Genomic DNA, 19,162 nt, shown 5'->3' on the forward strand with positions numbered 1-19,162 from the left:
TCCGGTGACGCTCCGTCATCTTGAAACCGGATGCCCCGAGAACCTTCCGTCCGGAAAGCGCACGGCCTGAATCGTCTCACTCTCCTGATTTTCACCTCAGTTCGGTATGGGTGAACATAAGAGAGGAGAAGGAGATGATGTGACGAGTGAACGCGCCGGGGGTCCGGCAACGGAGATGTCGGGCGTGACGGTCGAGGAGACCGGGGGCCTTGGCGATCCGCATGACACCGGCGGTGACGTGGACCGCACCTCGCGCCGTGACCTGGGCGGACACGAAGGATCCGGTGGTCGTGGCGGCCTCGGGCAGGGCGGTCTGCCCGGTGAGCGGGAGGCGCTCGCCGCCGACGCCGAGGCCGCGCGACAGGCCGAGGCCGCCGGAAGGCCGGTGTGCCGCCGCGCGGAGTTCCTCGTCCCGCCCGCCCCCGCGACCTCCCGGCACCCCGAGCTCGCCTACTTCGCCGGCAACTCGCTCGGCCTGCAGCCCCGCGCCGCCCGCGCCGCGATCTCCGCCGAGCTGGATGACTGGGCCCTGCACGCGGTCGAGGGCCACCACCGCGCGGCGCACCCCTGGCTGCCCTACCACGCGGAACTGCGCGAGGACGCCGCGGCGCTCGTGGGCGCGTTCCCCGACGAGACCGTGGTGATGAACTCCCTCACGGTCAACCTGCACCTGATGATGGCGACCTTCTACCGCCCGGCCGGTGAGCGCACCCGCATCGTGATCGAGGACCACGCCTTCTCCTCCGACAGCTACGCGGTGCGCAGCCAGGCCGTGCACCACGGCCTCGACCCCGACGAGACGGTGGTCCGGCTGCGCCCCCGCGAGGGCGAGGACTGCCTGCGCACCGCCGACATCGTGGACTACCTGGCCCGCGAGGGGCACCGGGTGGCGCTCGTGCTGCTGGGCGGGGTCAACTACCTGACCGGCGAGTTCCTCGACATCCCCGCCGTCACCGCGGCCGGGCACGCGGCCGGGTGCCGCGTCGGCTGGGACCTCGCGCACGCCGCGGGGAACGTGCCGCTCGCGCTGCACGACTGGGACGTGGACTTCGCGGCCTGGTGCTCGTACAAATACCTCAACTCGGGGCCCGGCGCCGTCGCCGGATGCTTCGTGCACCGGCGCCACGTGACCGATCCCACGCTGCCCCGGCTCGCCGGATGGTGGAGCACCGAGGAGGCGACCCGCTTCGAGATGCGACCCGAGCTCGTCCCGGTACCCACCGCCGACGCCTGGCAGATCTCCAACCCGCCGATCCTCGCGATGGCCCCGGTGCGGGTCTCGCTGCGGATGTTCGCCGAGACGGGGATGGCGGCGCTGAGGGAGCGGAGCCTGGCGCTCACCGGCTACCTGGAACGGCTGCTCACCGAGGTGGTCCGCGACCGCCCGCTGGAGATCGTCACGCCCGCCGACCCGGCCAGGCGCGGAGCCCAGCTCTCCCTGCGGGTGACCGGCGGCGTCCCCGGCGCCGGCGGCGCTCTCGATGCCGCGGCTCTCGCCGACCGGCTGCACGAGGTCCACGGCGTCCTCGCCGACGTGCGGCGCCCGGACGTCATCCGGCTCGCCCCCGTGCCCCTGTACTCCACGTTCCACGACTGCTGGCGGGCCGCCGACGCGCTCGCCAGGGAGGTGAGCCCGAGATGAGGTCCCCCGGCGAGGTCGCCGTGGTCGGCGCGGGGCTGGTCGGCTGCCTGACGGCCTGTTACCTGGCCCGCCGAGGCTACGAGGTCACCCTGTACGAGCGCAGGCCCGACCCGCGCGAGGCCACGCCTGAGCGCGGGCGCTCGATCAACCTGGCGATCTCCGAACGGGGGATCGACGCGCTGCGCCGGATCGGGCTGGACGAGGCCGTGCTGAAGGCCGCGCTGCCGATGCCCGGCCGGATGATGCACGCCCCCGACGGCACGCTCAGCTTCCAGCCCTACAGCGCGGGAGGGCAGCGGGCGATCAACTCCATCAGCCGCTCCGAGCTCAACCGCACCCTGCTGGACGCCGCCCTCGGCATGCCGGGGGTCCGCGCGCTCTTCGAGCACCGGCTGACCGGACTCGACGTCGACTCGGGCCGGATGGACTTCGACACGCCCGGCGGTCCCGTCACCCGCACCGCCCAGGTCGTGCTCGCCGCCGACGGCGCCTACAGCGCGGTACGGGGACGGCTGCAGTTCCTGCCCGGCTTCGACTTCAGCCAGGAGTATCTCGACTACGGCTACAAGGAGCTGACGATCCCGGCGCGCGACGGCGGGTTCGCCCTCGACCCGGGCGCGCTGCACATCTGGCCGCGCGGCAAGGCGATGATGATCGCCCTGCCCAACCCGGACAGGTCCTTCACGTGCACGCTGTTCTGGCCCAAGTCGGGGCCGGGCAGCTTCGCCGAACTGGACACCGCGGAGCGCTTCGAGGAGTTCTTCGCCGCGAACTACGCCGACGCCCACGCCCTCATGCCCGACCTCGCCGACGACTACGCCCACAACCCGATCGGGCACCTGGTCACCATGCGGGCCCGCCCCTGGCACGTACGCGGCACAGGGGGAGCGGTGGTCGGCCTGCTCGGAGACGCGGCCCACGCGATCGTCCCCTTCTACGGCCAGGGCGCGAACTGCGGCTTCGAGGACTGCGTGGAGCTCGACCGCTGCCTGGAGGAGGCCGGCGACGACTTCCCCAGGGCCCTCGCCATGTACGGGGCCCGGCGCAAGGAGCACGCCGACACCATCGCCGAGCTCGCGCTGGAGAACTTCGTCGAGATGCGCGACAAGGTCGCCTCCCGGTCGTTCCTGCTGCGCAAACGCGTCGAGCACGGCCTGGAACGGCTGCTGCCCGGCGTCTACGTCTCCCGCTACGAGCTCGTCTCGTTCAGCACGGTGCCCTACGCCGAGATCCAGCGGCGCATCTCCCGCCAGCGCGGGGCGGTCGCCGCCGGGGCGCTCGGCGCGCTGGCCGCGGTCGCACTGGCCACCCGCGCCCTGCGCCGCCGCTGACCGTCTTCGCGCCCGGGGGAGGGGTCAGAACAGCCGGGGGGTCACCACGGACACGACCGTGGTGACCCGGTCGGTGTCGTTGAACATGCTGTGCGGGACGGTCGACCTCAGGTGGACGCTGTCGCCCGGGTACAGCCGGTGCTCGACGCCGTCGACCTCGTACAGCAGCTCGCCCTCCAGCACGAAGGCGAACTCCTCCCCGGCGTGACCGTAGGAGTTCTCGCGTTTGCCGCCGGGCGCGATGTGCACCAGCAGCGGTTCGAGCACCAGGTTCGGGCCCCTCGCCGAGAGCATGCGGTAGGTCTGCTGGCCCGAGATGTATTCGGTGGCGGCCGTCGCCGAGCGGGTGAGCGTGAAGTGGCTCGGCAGATGGGAGACCGGGGCGCGCGTCTCCTGTGTCTCCTCCTCGGGCGGCACGTCGTTGAAGAACTCCGCCACGCTGCGGTCGAGTGCGGTGGCCACGCTGTTGAGCGCGGTCAGGCCGATGGAGGAGATCCCCCTCTCGACCTGCGAGAGGAACCCGATCGAGAGCCCGGAGTGGGTGGCGAGACCGCGTAGGGTCAGACCGCGCTCCTTACGGAACTGCCGCATCCGGGCTCCGACGGCGTCGTGGCGGTCCAGCTCCTCACCGCTGTGACGCTCCGATGTGCCCACCCGCGGCTCCCTCCGTCAAGCGGCGTGGCCGCCTGTTCGCTCTAGCTAAACATATTTCATAACAAGAGTCGTCGCGCGTCAAAAAGGAGTCGGAAATGGCAGACGGTGATGCTCGGCAGCGGGCCGCAGGGCCCTGGGCGCCGCAGGATCCGCAGGTGTTCCTGAGCGACGTCCCCGGTTCCTATCCGTGGCGCGTTCTTCATGAACGGCACCCCGCCCTGATCGAGAAGGTCCGCACCGCCACGCCGTACGACCTCGGGGTGAACCGGGCACTCGACCTGCTGCTTGAGGAGATCGAGGGGGTGATCGAGCCGCTTGAGGAGTCCGCGCACGACCGTGACCTGTGGGAGAGCTGGGACCGGGGCCATGTCGGGCGGCGGTGGGACGACGCGCCGTTCCTGTGGGCGGAGAGTTACTTCTACCGCAGGCTGCTGTCCGCGGTCGGCTACTTCGGGCCGGGCCCGTGGCGAGGCGTCGACCCGTTCGAGCCCTTCAAGCAGGCCGAGCTGCTCGGCGAGGCCGTCGACGAGGAGCTCGGCGAGCTCGACGCCCTGGCCGAACTGCCCTCCGCCGAGCGGGCCCAGGCGCTCGTTCTGCGGGCGCTGTGGGGGAACCGGGCCGACCTGGTGTTCCGGGTCGCGGCCGGCCCCGAGCTCGCCGGGCGGGAGTCCGGGCTCCTCGCCGACGACAGCGCGCTCCTGTGGTCACTCGTCGACGGCGGGGAGGCCGGTCGCGGAGGGCTCACGAGGATCTGCCTCGTCGCGGACAACGCCGGGAGCGAGCTGCTGCCCGACCTCGTCCTCATCGACCACCTGCTGCACGCCAGGGGAGCGGAGGAGGTCGTCCTGCACGTCAAGCCCCTGCCGTACTACCTGTCCGACGCCACCCCCGCCGACGTCCTGGCCTGCCTGCGCCGGATGGCCGCCGCCGGCGGCGAGGCGGGAGAGGTGGCGGGGCGGCTGCGGGCGGCGCTCGGGTCGGGGAGGCTGCTCCTGCGGGCGTACGCCTTCTCCTGCGCGCCCCTGCCCTACCACGAGATGCCTTTCGGCATGCGGGAGGACTTCGCGTCCGCGTCACTAACGATCATGAAGGGTGACCTGAACTACCGCCGCCTCGTCGGAGACAGGGCCTGGCCGCACACCACCCCGTTCGCCGAGGCCACCGCGTACTTCCCAGGCCCGGTCGTGGCGCTGCGCACCCTGAAGTCCGAGGTCGCCGTCGGCCTGGACGGTGACGTGGTCACGTCGCTGGAGGCCACGGGCGGTCCCTGGCTGACCACCGGTGCCCACGGCCTCATCCAGGCCAGGGCGTGAGCGGCCGGGTCAGCCGGAGCTGGAGATGATCGGGCCCTCGCTCGCCTGGACGAGGACGAAGCCCTCACCCCTGAACGCGAGCTGCAGAGCCTCGCCGCTGCCTCGCCCGATCAGGGCCCCCGCCTTCATCGTGCGGTTGACCCCCACGTGCAACCCCGCGCTCCAGCACACCGCGGACTGGCCGTCGGCGAAGGTCGGCGCCTGGGAGGTGTCGAGGAGCACGGGGGCGCCGTGCGCGGTGACCGCCACCCAGCCGGTGCCCTTGAGCGTGGTGTTGAACAGGCCGCCGGTGGCGACGCCCGCGCCCTGGACGCGCTGGATGTCCCAGGTGAGCTGCGGGTCGAAGGCGAGCAGGTTGGTGCCGTTGACGGTGAGCGCCTCGTCCTCCAGGTAGAACAGGTGCACGTCGGTGGCGTTGTCGGCGAAGAAGATCACGCCCTGCCCGCGGACGCGCATCAGCGGCGCGCCCTCCCCGCTCACCATCTTCTTCAGGAAGCGGCCGACGCTCCCCGCGCCCTCGTAGTCGAAGTCCATCTGTCCCTGGAAGGCGACCATCGATCCCTGCCGTGCCAGGACCTCTCCGTTCAGCCGCACCCGCAGCATCTTGGCGTTCTGCAGGGCGAAGTGGCCGGGGAACCGGTCCTGGTCAAGGTTTCCGAAGAACGAACTGCGCACGGGAGATGCCTCTCAGCGTCGGGGACGTCGCACGGTGAACGGTCGCATGAGATTGACGAATCCGGCCGCGCGGGAGTTCCCTTCGGCGATTCCTCGGCGGCTCCTCAGTGGCTTCGTTTGAGCATCGCGTCCGCGAGCGCGTCGGCGGCCTCGCCGAGCCGGCGGCCCACCGCGTCGAGCCGCGACAGCAGCTCGCGCCTGCGCAGGGTGTCCATGGTCAGCCGCTCGGCGAACAACTCGGCGAGCCGGGCCTGGTAGAGCTGGCGGACGCGACTGCACGCCTTGCGGGTGGCGAGCACGGCCCCGGTGACCGAGGCCGGGTCGTCGATCATCTTCAGTACGGCGCCCTCCAGCTCGTCGAGACCGTCGATCACCGCCCGCAGCGGCTCGACCGCGAACCGCACGTCCTGCGGCCCGAACAGGTCGATCTCGCGCACACAGTCGCGTAGCTGGTCCAGCACGTCGTCGATCGAACGGGAGAGCCTGAACAGGTCCTCCCTGTCGAGAGGGGTCGCCAGCACCCGCCGCAGGATCCGTACCAGCCGGGCTCTGGCCTCGTCCCCCTCGTGCTCCACGTCGGCCATCCGGGCCCGCGCCTTCGACCGTTCGATCTCGCCGTCCGCGACCGAGAGGGCGAGCACGGCTCCCGCCCGCGCGATGGCGACCTGCTCCCGCACCAGAGAGACGATCCGCCGCCCCGACCGGCCGCGCAGGTCGTCCCAGGCACGCGCGAACCTCCGGGTGCGGCCCTCGGTGCCGCTCACATCAGCCTCAGCGCGAGACCGCCGAGACAGCCCAGCGCCATCGACGACGGCAGCGTGACCAGCCATGCCGTACCCACGTTCACGACGCCCTGCCATCGCACTCTCCTCGTTCCCTCGCTCGTCGCCGCGCCGACCACCCCCGCGGTGATCGACTGGGTCATGCTCACCGGGCTTCCCAGGGCCGAACTGCCGAGGACGGCGCCGGTGGCCGCCGTCTCGGCGGAGACGATGTGCAGCGGGCGGGTGATGACCACCCCGCGGCCCAACCGGCCTCCGACGCGGATCAGGCTCGTCAGGGCACCGGCGAGGAAGAGCGCCACGAGGGCGGCCATCCACACCGGCGGGACCTCGACGGGCCCCACCCCGCCGAGCCCGTGACGGCTCACGCCGATCGCCACGCTCACCACCGCGATCATCTTCTGGCCGTCGTTCACCGCGTACGCCACGCACTGGGCCGAGTAGGCGAGCAGGTGGGTGGTGAACACCAGTCGCGGCATGCGGCGGTAGGAGGGCACGTGGTGCGACAGGGCCCCCAGCAGATAGCCGAGGGCCAGCCCGGCGAGGGGCGCGCAGGCCCCGATCGCCAGGACGGTGCCCAGCTCCCTCCACGACACGGAGAGCCCGGCGCCGAGTCCCGCGCCGCTGATGCCGCCGATCACCGCGAGGGTGAGGCTGGTCGGCAGGCCCCTGCCGGTCAGCACCGCGACCACCGCCACCGCGATCACCACTCCCACCAGGAACGCCGCCGCGCCGCCGCTCGTCCCGAGCCCGGCCAGCCGCTCGGTGAACGTGCGCGCGACCGCGACCCCCAGGAGGTACGGGACGGCGAAGAGCACGGCCACGAGGAGTACGGTGACCGCCCATCCGGGGGAGCGGGGGAACCTGAGCCCGAGACCGATGATGGTGGCCCCGTCGTTGGCCCCGCTGGCCAGCACGAAGAGGATCGCCACGACGGCGAACGCGAGGGTCCATCCCATCAGCGGTGATACCGCCGTTCGTGCCTCGCGCCCGCGCCGCACCGGTCTCCCGGATGCCTCGCCGTCACGCCTCCCCCTCGCCCCCGGGAGCGCGGAGGGCACGGGCGGTGCGGAGGGCGGGGACGGCGAGGGCGGCGAGGGGGTGCGCGCGGCCGGTGCCGCGGAGACGGTGGCGGGTCGGCCTTCCGAGAGGACGGAGGAGACCTGGGGATGGTCCGTGGCCACATCTCGGCGGACTCGCGCGCATTTATGCCCCTTCAATGAGAAAGCTTTAGTTTTAGGTTAACAGAGGGTAAACGAAGGGGGAATTGCCGCTGACGTACAGATGACATCCTGTCTTCGCCGGTACGCGACCGGCGGGAAGTGGCCGGGCAGGACGCGCGGAGGCGGACGTCGCCGCGAGCGGGTACGGCGAGGTTGTTACGATCGGCCGGTGCCGAGGCGGGGAGGTGGAGGGTGGGCGAGCGCCCCTACGTGCTGCTGAGCTGCGCGATGTCCGTCGACGGATACATCGACGACGAGACGCCGCGGCGGCTCCTGCTCTCCAACGACGAGGACTTCGACCGGGTCGACGCGGTCCGCGCCACCTGCGACGCGATCCTGGTCGGAGCCGGCACCGTCCGCCGCGACGATCCGCGACTCCTCGTCAGATCGCGGGAGCGCGCGCTGGAGCGGGTCGCGCGCGGCCTGCCGCCGTCTCCCGCGAAGGTGACGCTCACCGCCACCGGGGACCTCGACCCGGGCGCCGCCTTCTTCACGGCCGGTGACGCGGAGAAGATCGTGTACGCCGCGCCAGCGGCGGTGGCGAAGCTCGACGGGCGTCTCGGCGGGGCCGCCGAGGTGGTCGACGCCGGTGCCCCGGGTGCCGACGGCGGCACGGACGGCACAGTCGGCGCGATCGGCACGGGCGGCACGGGCGGCACGGTCGACCTGGGCCGTGTCCTGGGTGACCTGTACGGGCGGGGGGTGCGCCGCCTGATGGTCGAGGGCGGTACCTCCGTGCACACCCGCTTCCTGCGGGAGGATCTCGTGGACGAACTCCACCTCGTCGTCGCCCCGTTCTTCGTCGGCGATCCGGCGGCCCCGCGTTTCGTCGGGGTCGGGGAGTTCCCCCGTGACCGCGATCGCAGAATGGACCTGGCGGAGGTCCGCAAGATGGGCGACGTCACCCTCCTGCGCTACCTGCTGACCTGAGACGCCGTCCACGGGGGAGGCCGAGATGAGCGACCGCGAATGGCTGGAGCTGGCGTGCGACCTGGCGCGGTCGTGCCCGCCCTCGGAGACGGCCTTCTCGGTCGGCGCCGTGGTCGTCTCCGCCGACGGTGAGGAGATCTCCCGGGGCTACTCGCGGGAGAACGATCCGCACGTCCACGCGGAGGAGTCGGCGCTGGCCAAGATCTCCCCGGACGATCCCCGGCTGGCCGGCGCCACGGTCTACAGCAGTCTGGAGCCGTGCAGCGCGCGAGCCTCGCGTCCCAGGACCTGCACCCGGCTCATCCTGGACAGTGGCGTGCGGCGCGTGGTGATGGCGTGGCGCGAGCCGCTGGTCTTCGTCGACTGCCACGGGGCCGAGGAACTCGCGGCGGCCGGGGTGACCGTGCTGGAGATTCCCGAGCTGGCGGACCGGGCCCGCGAGCCCAACGCCCACCTCGTTCCCGGCTGAGGGGCTCTTCGCCCGGCTCTCCGGCCGATCGGCTCCTCGCCCGCCGCCTCCCGTGCCTGCCCCCGGGTCGTCCGGGTCGTTCGGGTCGTCCGGGTCGTCCGGGTCGTCCGGGTCGTCCGGGTCGTCCGGGTCGTCCGGGCTCGCGGTGCTTCGTTACCCGGCCGATGGGCCGGGTAATCGCGGCAGTGATTACTTATAGTGATAAAAGTAATTGCATAATCCTCTTAACTGCGCTTATGTACGATTTTTCGGTTTGTGTAGTCGCTCCTCTCGGTAGTCAGTAGATATCGAACGAGAGGCCGAGCGCCATGGGATTTCTCGGTAAAAATGCGACATTTCGTGACTCATTGGCTGTTTTGTTGGTCAATGGGGAGATCACCCACGTCGTGACGCGACCGGGGGAGCGACGGTGACCGGCACCGTTCTCGTCGCCCGCCTGGACAAGGCGGGCGATGTCCTGCTGGCGGGACCCGCGATCCGCGCGGTGGCCGCGAGCGCGCGGGAGGTCGTGCTGCTGACCGGGCCGTACGGCCGGGCCGCCGCCGAACTGCTGCCCGGGGTGTCGAGAGTGGTGGAGTGGCGTACGCCGTGGATCGATCCCGCCGCGCCGCCCGTGACCGGCACGCACGTCCTGAGGTTGCTGCGCGTCGTCCGTGACGTGGCCCCCGACCAGGCGCTCATCCTCACCTCGCACCACCGGTCTCCGCTGCCGCTGGCCCTGCTGCTCAGGCTGGCGGACACGCCGAGGATCGCCGCGATCTCCACCGACCATCCGGGCTCGCTGCTCGACGTGTGGCACGTCGTCGACGAGGAGGCGGACACGCCGGAGCCCGAGCGAATGCTCGGGCTGGCCGCGGCGACGGGATTCGAGCTCCCGGCGGGAGACGCGGGCGGTCTCGCCGTACGGCACCCGCTGCCCGATGTCGGCCACCTCACCGGGGCGCCGGGCTACGTGGTCCTGCACCCCGGCGTCTCGGCACCCGCCAGGGCGTGGCCGGAGGAGAACTGGGCGCGCGTGGTCCACGACCTGGTCCGCTCGGGTCGCAGGGTCGTCGTGACCGGCGACCGGGACGAGCGGGGACTCACCGCGCGGATCGCCTCCGGCGCCGGGCAGCACGGCCTGTCGCCGGGGCCCCTCTTCGCGGGCGACTGGATGAGCGAAGGCCCCACCCGCCTGCGCGGCTGGGAGGTGGACGAGCCCGCCTTCACGGCGGGCTGGGTCGACGGTGGGTCGGCCGCGACGGGTGGCCGGGGTCCGAACGGACACCCGGGTCCGCGTGACGGGCGGCCCGGCGGCCACCCGGGCAGGTCCGTCGTCGACCTGGGCGGCAGGACGACCTACCCCGAGTTCGCCGCGGTGCTCGAAGGAGCGTGCGCGGTGGTCGTCGCCGACGAGGGACCCGCCCACCTCGCGGCGGCGGTCGGCACACCGGTCGTCGGCCTGTTCGCCTCCGCCGGGCGCCGGGCGCCGTACGGGGTGCCGGCCGTGCTCCTCGGAGACCGGTGGACGCCCCGCGAGACGACGTGGGCCGCAGCCCGTCCGGTCGCCGGTCACCCGTGTCCGGCGTCGGTGCCGAGCGCGCGGGTCGTCGAGGCGGTCGAACACCTGACGTTTGTGAAAGAGGTCGTCACATGAGGATCGCCCCGACGTTCGCGAAAGAGGTCGTCATATGAGATTCCCCCCGGTACCGGACCATGCGCGTCCCTCTGATGCCGGCAGCGAGACCGACAGGGAGCCCGGCAGCGAGACCGGCAGCGAGACCGGCGGTGACACCGCGAGGCGGAACGTCGCCCCGGAGGACGACCGGCCGGTCATGATCGTGCTGCGCGGGCTGGGACTGGGTGACCTGCTCACCGTCGTCCCCGCCCTGCGGGCTCTGCGGCGATCCCACCCCGGCCACCGGATCGTGCTGGCCGCGCCCGCCGCGCTGGCGCCCCTGGTGCCGTTGATCGGCGGGGTGGACGAGGTGTGCGACGTGTCGGGCCCCGGTCACGTGCCGCGCCTCGGGCGGCGCGTCGACGTCGCCGTCAACCTGTACGGCGGTGGCCGGCGAGGCATCGCCGCGCTGCACCGCACCGGCCCGGCGCGACTGCTGACCTACCGGCATCCCGCCTTCCCCGACGCGTACGGACCGGACTGGCCCGACGGCGTGCACGAGGTGCGGCGCTGGTGCGACCTGCTCGGCTGGTACGGCATCGAGGCCGATCCCGCCGATCTGGAGCTGGAGCGCCCTCTCCTCGCCGACGAGGGCTCGCGGCCGGTCGTCATCCACCCGGGAGCCGCGTACCCGGCCAGGCGCTGGCCGCCGGAGCGGTTCGCGCTCGTGGCCGCGGAACTGCGGGACAACGGGCACCAGGTCGTGGTCACGGGGAGCGAACGGGAAAGGGACCTCGCCGAACGGGTGGCCCTGCTCGCGGGGCTGCCGTCCACGTCCGTGCTCGCCGGGCGCACCGGGTTGCTCGAACTGGCCGGGCTGGTGGCGAGGGCGCGGCTGGTGATCTGCGGCGACACCGGCGTGGCTCACCTGGCGGCCGCCTTCCTCACCCCCTCCGTGACGCTGTTCGGCCCCGTCTCGCCCGCGCTGTGGGGACCGCCGCCGGCGGGACCGCACACCGTCCTGTGGGCGGGAGGTCTCGGCGATCCCTACGGGTACCGGCCCGATCCGGGACTGCTGGAGATCGGGGTCTGGGACGTCCTCGACGCCGCCGCGCGCCTGATGGAGGTGGGGGTGCGGTGAACGGGCGGCGGGTGGTGGTGACCGGTGGCGCGGGATTCGTCGGGTCACACCTGTGTGAGCGGCTGCTGGGCGAGGGGGCGGAGGTGGTCTGCCTGGACAACTTCCTCACCGGTTCGCCGGCCAACGTCGGGCACCTGGTCGGGTTGCCCGCCTTCCGGCTGGTGGAGTGCGACGTCACGGGTTTCCTGCGGGTGCCCGGGGAGGTGGACCTGGTGTTGCACCTCGCCTCGGCGGCCTCGCCGGTGGACTATCTGCGCCATCCGATCGAGACGTTGAAGGCGGGCAGCCTGGGCACGCTGCACGCGCTGGGACTGGCCAGGAACAAGGGCGCCCGGCTCGTGCTCGCCTCCACCAGCGAGGTCTACGGAGATCCGCTGGAGCATCCGCAGCGCGAGACCTACTGGGGCAACGTCAACCCGGTGGGACCGCGCAGCGTCTACGACGAGGCCAAGCGGTTCGCCGAGGCGCTGACCACCGCGTACCGGACCTGTCACGGCACCGACACCGCGATCGTACGGATCTTCAACACCTACGGGCCGAGGATGCGCCCCTATGACGGCCGGGCCATTCCCACCTTCGTGCGCCAGGCGTTGCGCGGTGAGCCGATCACGGTGGCCGGCGACGGGGGGCAGACCCGGTCGGTGTGCTACGTCGACGACACCGTGGAGGGGATCCTGGCTCTGGCCCGCGGCGAGATGACCGGGCCGGTCAACATCGGCAATCCCACCGAGCTGAGCGTGCTGGCCCTCGCCGAGACGGTCCGTCACCTGACCGGCTCGGAGTCACCGATCCGCTTCGTCGGCCGCCCCGACGACGATCCGCAGATCCGCCGTCCCGACATCTCCCTCGCCGTCTCCGCGCTGGGGTGGCGGCCGAAAATCGACGTCATCGAGGGACTGCGCCGTACCATCGCCTGGTTCGCGCGGGAACTCAGCGCGTCGCAGGAGCTGATCCCCCGCTGAGAGCCCGCCTTTCCGCCGGAGCCGGGGCGGATCGGGAAAGCCCCCTACCCGCCGGGAAGCGGGGCAGGCGGGGTGGATCGCGACCCTCTGCCCGCCGGGGAATCGCGGCCCTCTACCCGCCGGGAAGCGGGATGGGCGGGGTGGATCGCGAAGGCCGCACCGAGGATCGGTCAGACGGCGGGGAGGGCGACGGAGCGGTCGACGCTGCCGGGGGCGAGCACGTGCTCGATGACCATGACGGCGGCGCCGATCACCCCCGCGCGGTCGCCCAGCTCGCTGGCGGTGATCGTCAGGTGCTGGGTGGCGAGGGGCAGCGACCGGCTGTAGATGACCTCGCGGAGCCCGGCGAGCACCTGCTCACCGGCCTCGGAGATGTCGCCGCCGACCACGATCACCGAGGGGTTGAAGAAGTTGACGATCGAGGCGAGCACGTCGCCGACCTCGCGGCCCGCCTGCCGGATGAGCTGCACGGCGTCGGTGTTGCCCGCGCGTACGAGGCGGACCACGTCGCGGCTGTCGTCGGCCTCCACCCCGTCCGCGGACAGCTTGGCGGCCATGGCGGCGCCGCTGGCGACGGCTTCCAGGCAGCCGATGTTGCCGCAGCGGCAGACGGTGTCCAGGGCCGAGGCCACCCGGATGTGACCGATGTCGCCGGCCGCGCCCTGGGCGCCCCGGTGCAGGCGGCGGTCGCTGATGATGCCGCAGCCGATGCCGGTGCCGATCTTGACGAAGATGAGGTGGTCGGCGCTGGGGCGGGCGGCCCAGTGCTCGCCCAGCGCCATGATGTTCACGTCGTTGTCGACGAGGACGGGGGCGCCGAGGCGCGAGCCGAGCCACTCGGGAACGGGGAAACCATCCCATCCGGGCATTATCGGCGGATTGACCGGGCGTCCCGAGCTGTGCTCGACCGGGCCGGGGAGGCCGACGCCGATGCCGCAGATCTCCTCCGGGCGGTGGCCGATCTCGGCGAGCATCTCCTCGAAGGTGCGCTGGAGCCAGCCGAGTGTCTCCTCGGGGCCGCGGTCTATCGGCACCTCGGCCGCGCGCTCGGCGAGGACCGTGGTGCCGAGGTCGGTGACCGCCACCCGGGCGTGGGTGGCGCCGAGGTCGGCGGAGAGGACGACGCGGGCGGTGCGGTTGAACGTGAAGGCGATGGCGGGGCGGCCCCCCGAGGAGATGGCCTCCTCGGTCGGGATGATCCACTGCTGGCTCAGCAACGCGTCGAGACGCTGGGCCAGGGTGGACCTGGCCAGCCCGGTGAGCTGGACCAGTTCGGCCCTCGTTCTGGCCTGACCGTCGCGCAGGATGTTGAGAAGCGCCCCCGCACCGGCGATCGAACCGTTCGCTTCGCTGAACATGCACACAGTCAACACCCCTTGTTTCCGCTGCGTCAAAGCGACTTAGGCGCTCGGCCTGCCTCATTATGCCAAATGGTGACATCCTTTTGCTTGACCATCGCCATAAGAGCGCTTTAGCATCCGGACACATGAAGGAAATCGGCCGGTTACCGACGAATCGATTACCATCCGGTGACGTCGGGACCGGATTTTCGGATGTGTTAGCCCTATCCCTGATATCCCAGGTGTCCCTGGCACCTAAGACGCGTTTTCCCGCCGCCGTATCTCGCGCGGGGACGGTAGCCTCATGATCCTGAGAATGCGTGGCATCGCCAAGAGTTTTCTCGGAGTCCGCGTACTGAGCGGGGTCGATCTGGAGGTCGCCGCCGGAGAGGTGCACGCGGTCGTCGGAGAGAACGGCGCGGGAAAGTCCACGCTGATGAAGGTTCTCGCCGGGGTGCACGCCCCTGACGAGGGCAGCGTCGAGATCGACGGCACCGAGGTCTCCTTCGCCCACCCGGTCGAGGCACAGCGCGCCGGGGTGGCGATCATCTACCAGGAGTTCAACCTGCTGCCCGAGCGCAGCGTCGCCGAGAACGTCTTCCTGGGCCGCGAGCCCGTCCGGCGGGGGCTGGTCGACAGGGAGGCGATGGAGACAGCCACCGCCCGGCTGCTCCAGGAACTCGGTGAGACCTCCTTCACCCCCCGTGACCTGGTCCGTCACCTCTCCATCGCCCAGCAGCAGGTCGTGGAGATCGTCAAGGCGCTCTCCCAGGACGCCCGGATCATCGTGATGGACGAGCCCACGGCGGCACTCGCGGATCACGAGGTGGAGCTGCTCTACCGGCTGGTGGCTCGCCTGCGGGAGCGGAAGATCGCCGTCCTCTACATCTCCCACCGGCTGCGAGAGGTCTTCGACCTGGCCGACCGGGTGACGGTGCTGAAGGACGGCACGCTGGTCAGGACCGCGGACACCGCCGAGATCACCTCCGACGAGCTGGTCCGGCTGATGGTCGGCCGCGACCTCGGCACCTACTTCCCCGACCGGGGCACGGATCCGGGAGAGGTGCGGCTCAGCGTGCGCGGCGGAGGCAACGCCGTGCTCGACGGAATCGACCTCGAACTGCGCGAACGCGAGATCCTCGGCGTGGCCGGCCTGCAGGGGTCGGGCCGCACCGAGCTGGCCAAGGCCCTGTTCGGCGCCGAGCCGTTCACGCGCGGCACGATGAGCCCGCTGCGGCCGGCGTCGGTGCGGCAGGCCGTGGCCGCCGGGATCGGCCTGGTGAACGAGGACCGCAAGGCCGAAGGGCTCGCGCTGCGCCAGTCCGTACGGGACAACGCCCTGCTGGTCTCCCGCTCGGTGCGCAGGATCGGCAACGGCGGCAGGATCGGCGGGACCGGCGGGACCGGTGTCCTCGAACTCCTGGAGGCGGTACGGCTCCACCCGCCCCGCCCCGAGCAGGAGGTCCGCTACCTGTCCGGCGGCAACCAGCAGAAGGTCGTGCTGGCCAAGTGGATGACCGTGGCGCCGAAGGTCCTGATCTTCGACGAGCCCACGCGCGGGGTCGACGTGGGTGCCAAGGCCGCCATCCACGACCTGATGCGCGGCCTGGCCGAGGACGGAATGGCGATCATGATGATCTCGTCCGAGCTTCCCGAGCTGATCGGCATGAGCGACCGCGTCGTCGTGATGCGCGACGGCCGCATCGCCGGTGCGCTGCCCGCCGGATCCTCGGAGGAGGCCGTGATGCGCCTGGCCGCCGGTGAGGTGACGTCGTGACCGGCCAGGGCAGGCCCGCGGCGGCCACCGGCACCGCCGCGCCCGCCGCCCCCGTCCCGCCGGAAGGGGAGAGAAGGCGCGCCCTGGCGGGCCGCATCGGCTCGACCCAGGTCATCTACCTCGCCCTGGCCGGGGTCATGCTCGTCGGATGGGTGCTGGTCGCCCTCGACGGGGGCGACTTCCTCACGCTGGAGACCATCGTCGGCATCCAGCAGCGCTCGGCCGCGCTGGGCATCGTCGCCGTCGGTCAGACGCTGGCGATCCTGGTCGGGTCGCTGGACCTGTCGGTGGCGTACCTGATCAGCCTCACCTCCCTCGTCGCGGCCGAGATCATGGCCGGGCAGGACGGCGGGATCGTCCCCGGCGTCGCGGCGGTGCTCGCGGTGAGCGCGCTGATCGGGCTGGTCAACGGCCTGGTCATCACCCGGCTGCACGTCCACGCCTTCATCGCGACCCTCGGCACGGCCCTCATCGTCAAGGGGATCGTGGACCACCTCTACGACGGTCCCGCGGGCAGCGTGCCCGAATCCTTCCAGCGGCTCGGCTACGACAGGATCGGACCGGTCCCCGTCTCCGCGCTGCTGTGGGCCGCCGTCGCGCTCGCCGCCTGGTTCCTGCTGCGCCGCACCAGGCTCGGGTACCGGATCTACGCGGTCGGCGGTGACGAGGAGGTGGCCAGGCTGTCCGGCGTACGGACCGGCAGGATCGTCGTCGCCGCGCACATCCTGTGCTCGGTCTGCGCGGGCGTCGCCGGGCTGCTGCTGGCGAGCAGGCTCGGCGCGGGCGCGCCCACGGTCGGCACCGACGGCGGCTACGACCTGGAGTCGATCGCCGCGGTGGTCCTCGGCGGTACGGCCCTGGCCGGAGGCAGGGGCGGGGTCGCCGGGACGGTCGGCGGGGTGTTGCTGCTCGCCGTGCTCGACAGCGTCTTCAACCAGCTGGAGGTCAACGCGTTCTTCAAGGACGTGGTCCGCGGCCTGGTGATCGTCATCGCCGTGGCCGTCTACGCCCGCCGCGGCGCGAGGAGGCGATCCCGATGAGAGCCCTCAGGTCCATGGGGCCGATCCTCGCCGTGCTGGCGGTGCTGCTGGTGCTGATCGCGCTGGTGAACCCGTTCTTCCTGGAATCCGCCGGGTTCCTCGCCTTTCTCAAGAGAGCCGCACCGCTGGTCATCCTGGCCGCCGGGCAGTACTTCGTGATCGTCTCGGGGGAGTTCGACCTGTCGGTGGGGTCGCTCGTCACCGTGCAGGTCGTGGTGGCCGCCCGGCTGATCGACGGGCAGGAGCAGGCGACCTGGCCGGTGCTGGCCCTGCTGATCGTGATCGGGCTGCTGGTCGGGCTCGCCAACGGGGCCATCACCACCAAGCTGAGGGTGCCGTCGTTCATCACCACGCTCGGCATGATGCTCGTGCTGTCCGGCGCGGTGTTCCTGTGGACCGGTGGCGCCCCGCGCGGCGCGCTGTCGGAGACGTTCCGGATGTTCGGTCGCAGGGACCTCGGCCCGGTGCCCTGGTCGGTGCTCATTCTTCTCGTCGCGGGCGCCGCGGCGATCCTCCTCATGCGCTCCGACTTCGGCAAGCGGCTCATCGCCACCGGCGACAACGAACGCGCGGCGGGACTGTCCGGGGTGAGGGTCGACCGGACCAGGATCGCCGCCTTCGTCATCTCCGGCCTGGCCGCGGCCGTCGCGGGCATCCTGCTCGGCGGCTTCGCGGGCGTCTCGGCCCAGGTCGGGCAGGGCCTGGAGTTCCAGGCCATCACGGCCGTCGTCCTCGGTGGCGTCGCGCTCGGTGGCGGGCGCGGCTCCGTGGTCGCCGCGATGGCCGGGGCCTTCACCCTCGAAGCGCTGTTCACCCTGCTCAACCTGTACGGGATCTCGGGGGCCCTGGAGTTCGCGGTCCAGGGCGTGATCATCATCGCCGCCGTCGCGGCGAGTTCCGTACGGCTTCCGTTCAGGCGCGCCCTACGCGTCTGAACGCCCCCCAGAGAAACAAGGAGAGCCTTCTTTGAACAGATCGATCACGGTGCTCGTCGCGGGTGTCTCCGCGATGTTGCTCGCCGCGGGATGCGCCAGTGACAAGCCGGTGACCTCAAGCGCGGCGCCGGAGAGCTCGGCGGCCGCCCCTTCCACCGCCGCGTCCTCCAACACCGGAGAGCAGTCGAAGTTCTTCGTCCAGGCCGACTACGACGCCCAGCTCGCCATGCGGGCCCAGAGCGCGGAGGGGCCCGCGGACAAGCCGTGGGAGCAGGCCATCGCCCCGGAGATGGTGGACACGGCCAAGTACAAGAAGGACGGTCCCTACAACCTGTGCTTCTCCAACGCGGCGGTGAACAACCCGTGGCGGCAGGTGGGCTGGAAGACCATGCAGGCCGAGGTGGCGCTGCACAAGGAGATCAAGAAGTTCACCGCCCTCGACGCGGAGGGCAAGGACGACAAGCAGATCTCCGACATCGCCGAGCTGGTCGGCAAGGGCTGTGACGCTCTGATCGTCTCGCCCAACACCACCGCGACGCTCACCCCCGCGGTGACGGGCGCCTGCCCCAAGGTCCCGGTGATCGTCTTCGACCGAGGCGTGGAGACCGACTGCCCGGTGACGTTCATCAACCCCATCGGCGGTTACGCCTTCGGCGCCGACGGCGCCGAGTTCCTGGTGGAGAAGGTGCCGGCCGGGGGCAAGGTCCTCGCGCTGCGGATCCTGCCGGGCGTCGACGTGCTGGAGACCCGCTGGTCGGCGGCGAAGGTCACCTTCGACCAGAGCCGGCTCGACGTGGTCGGGGTGGAGTTCACCGACGGCGACGCGGCCAAGACCAAGAGCATCGTGAGCGACTACATCCAGCGGCACGGCAAGATCGACGGGGTGTGGATGGACGCGGGCGCGACCGCCGTGGCGGCCGTCGAGGCGTTCGAGGACGCCGGGGTCCCGGTGCCGGCGATCGTCGGCGAGGACCAGCAGGACTTCCTGCAGAAGTGGAAGAGCGGTGGCCTCACGGCCGTCGCACCGACCTACCCCACCTACCAGTGGCGCACCCCGATCATCGCCGCCCTGAAGATCCTCAAGGGTGAGGAGGTGCCCAAGACCTGGAAGCTGCCCCAGCCCAAGATCACTTCCGAGAACCTGGACACCTACCTGCAGCCCAACATGCCGCCGCTGCACTACGCGCTCTGCGGTTGCGAGAAGCTGCCGGACTTCCCCGCCGCCTGGGGCGGTAAGTAAGGCCGATCTCCCCGCGGGCCGGGGCGATCCCCCCGGCCAGGGCGGTGAGCAAGGCGGATCCACCGGGCTCCGGGCACCGCGAGACGGTGCCCGGAGCCCGGTGCCACGAGG

Annotated in this window: 17 protein-coding genes; 12 read left to right on the top strand and 5 right to left on the bottom strand. The window is 71.5% G+C overall.

From position 1 onward, the window contains the following. The first annotated feature begins 139 nt into the window (after positions 1 to 139). Together kynU and ABT352_RS24955 are read left to right on the top strand one after the other, a co-directional pair. Positions 140 to 1,642 (top strand): kynureninase, encoded by a 1,503-nt coding sequence (kynU, locus tag ABT352_RS24950; RefSeq protein WP_350947332.1) that lies wholly within the window; start codon positions 140 to 142, stop codon positions 1,640 to 1,642. Beyond that, positions 1,597 to 2,973: an FAD-dependent oxidoreductase gene (locus tag ABT352_RS24955; protein WP_350947501.1), complete on the top strand. Its 1,377-nt coding sequence runs from the start codon at positions 1,597 to 1,599 to the stop codon at positions 2,971 to 2,973. Before kynU ends, ABT352_RS24955 begins: the two co-directional genes overlap by 46 nt. A 24-nt stretch (positions 2,974 to 2,997) precedes the next feature. Here the strand turns inward: ABT352_RS24955 and ABT352_RS24960 are convergent, their stop codons facing one another. Further along, positions 2,998 to 3,627 carry a helix-turn-helix domain-containing protein gene (locus ABT352_RS24960; RefSeq protein WP_350947333.1) on the bottom strand — a complete coding sequence of 210 codons (630 nt, stop codon included), beginning with the start codon at positions 3,625 to 3,627 and terminating at the stop codon, positions 2,998 to 3,000. A 95-nt stretch (positions 3,628 to 3,722) separates the two neighbouring features. On the opposite strand from ABT352_RS24960, the gene ABT352_RS24965 reads away from it, so the two are divergent. Beyond that, positions 3,723 to 4,940, top strand: coding sequence for a damage-control phosphatase ARMT1 family protein (locus ABT352_RS24965; protein ID WP_350947334.1), 1,218 nt, complete (start codon positions 3,723 to 3,725; stop codon positions 4,938 to 4,940). A 9-nt stretch (positions 4,941 to 4,949) separates the two neighbouring features. On the opposite strand, the gene ABT352_RS24970 is transcribed toward ABT352_RS24965, so the two are convergent. The 3 genes from ABT352_RS24970 to ABT352_RS24980 form a co-directional block, all read right to left on the bottom strand. Further along, positions 4,950 to 5,615: an AIM24 family protein gene (locus ABT352_RS24970; RefSeq protein WP_350947335.1), complete on the bottom strand. Its 666-nt coding sequence runs from the start codon at positions 5,613 to 5,615 to the stop codon at positions 4,950 to 4,952. 104 nt (positions 5,616 to 5,719) lie between these two features. Further along, positions 5,720 to 6,379, bottom strand: coding sequence for a DUF47 domain-containing protein (locus ABT352_RS24975; RefSeq protein ID WP_350947336.1), 660 nt, complete (start codon positions 6,377 to 6,379; stop codon positions 5,720 to 5,722). Beyond that, complete coding sequence (locus ABT352_RS24980) at positions 6,376 to 7,356, bottom strand: inorganic phosphate transporter (protein ID WP_350947337.1); 981 nt, start codon at positions 7,354 to 7,356, stop codon at positions 6,376 to 6,378. The genes ABT352_RS24975 and ABT352_RS24980 overlap by 4 nt, the downstream gene beginning before the upstream one ends. A gap of 456 nt (positions 7,357 to 7,812) precedes the next feature. Here ABT352_RS24980 and ABT352_RS24985 point away from each other — a divergent pair, with 456 nt between their 5' ends. From ABT352_RS24985 to ABT352_RS25005, 5 genes are all read left to right on the top strand, one after another. Further along, entirely contained in the window at positions 7,813 to 8,550 is a 738-nt protein-coding gene (locus tag ABT352_RS24985) for a RibD family protein (RefSeq protein ID WP_350947338.1), read from the top strand. Between the two features lie 25 nt (positions 8,551 to 8,575). Then, positions 8,576 to 9,019: a cytidine/deoxycytidylate deaminase family protein gene (locus ABT352_RS24990; protein ID WP_350947339.1), complete on the top strand. Its 444-nt coding sequence runs from the start codon at positions 8,576 to 8,578 to the stop codon at positions 9,017 to 9,019. Positions 9,020 to 9,428: 409 nt separating this feature from the next. Then, the gene (locus ABT352_RS24995; RefSeq protein ID WP_350947340.1) at positions 9,429 to 10,655 is read left to right on the top strand and encodes a glycosyltransferase family 9 protein; all 1,227 of its coding nucleotides are present in this window, start codon (positions 9,429 to 9,431) and stop codon (positions 10,653 to 10,655) included. Positions 10,656 to 10,689: 34 nt separating this feature from the next. Next, entirely contained in the window at positions 10,690 to 11,757 is a 1,068-nt protein-coding gene (locus ABT352_RS25000) for a glycosyltransferase family 9 protein (protein WP_350947341.1), read from the top strand. Further along, a complete protein-coding gene (locus tag ABT352_RS25005; protein WP_350947342.1) occupies positions 11,754 to 12,719 on the top strand; it encodes a UDP-glucuronic acid decarboxylase family protein in 966 nt (321 codons plus the stop codon). Before ABT352_RS25000 ends, ABT352_RS25005 begins: the two co-directional genes overlap by 4 nt. A 170-nt stretch (positions 12,720 to 12,889) precedes the next feature. Here ABT352_RS25005 and ABT352_RS25010 read toward each other — a convergent pair whose 3' ends face one another. Continuing rightward, positions 12,890 to 14,077, bottom strand: a complete 1,188-nt coding sequence (locus ABT352_RS25010; protein WP_350947343.1) for an ROK family protein — start codon at positions 14,075 to 14,077, stop codon at positions 12,890 to 12,892. A 286-nt stretch (positions 14,078 to 14,363) separates the two neighbouring features. Between ABT352_RS25010 and ABT352_RS25015 the strand changes: the two genes are divergently transcribed. Genes ABT352_RS25015 through ABT352_RS25030 form a run of 4 tightly spaced genes read left to right on the top strand, consistent with a single transcriptional unit; the run spans position 14,364 to position 19,051 of the window. Beyond that, complete coding sequence (locus ABT352_RS25015) at positions 14,364 to 15,836, top strand: sugar ABC transporter ATP-binding protein (protein ID WP_350947344.1); 1,473 nt, start codon at positions 14,364 to 14,366, stop codon at positions 15,834 to 15,836. Next, positions 15,833 to 16,876 carry an ABC transporter permease gene (locus ABT352_RS25020; RefSeq protein WP_350947345.1) on the top strand — a complete coding sequence of 348 codons (1,044 nt, stop codon included), beginning with the start codon at positions 15,833 to 15,835 and terminating at the stop codon, positions 16,874 to 16,876. Before ABT352_RS25015 ends, ABT352_RS25020 begins: the two co-directional genes overlap by 4 nt. After that, positions 16,873 to 17,811, top strand: a complete 939-nt coding sequence (locus ABT352_RS25025; protein WP_350947346.1) for an ABC transporter permease — start codon at positions 16,873 to 16,875, stop codon at positions 17,809 to 17,811. Before ABT352_RS25020 ends, ABT352_RS25025 begins: the two co-directional genes overlap by 4 nt. 31 nt (positions 17,812 to 17,842) lie before the next feature. Continuing rightward, positions 17,843 to 19,051 carry a substrate-binding domain-containing protein gene (locus ABT352_RS25030; RefSeq protein WP_350947347.1) on the top strand — a complete coding sequence of 403 codons (1,209 nt, stop codon included), beginning with the start codon at positions 17,843 to 17,845 and terminating at the stop codon, positions 19,049 to 19,051. The last annotated feature ends 111 nt before the right edge of the window (positions 19,052 to 19,162 follow it).

Source organism: Streptosporangium sp. NPDC000563 (genome assembly GCF_040299985.1).
Classification (GTDB): domain Bacteria; phylum Actinomycetota; class Actinomycetes; order Streptosporangiales; family Streptosporangiaceae; genus Streptosporangium.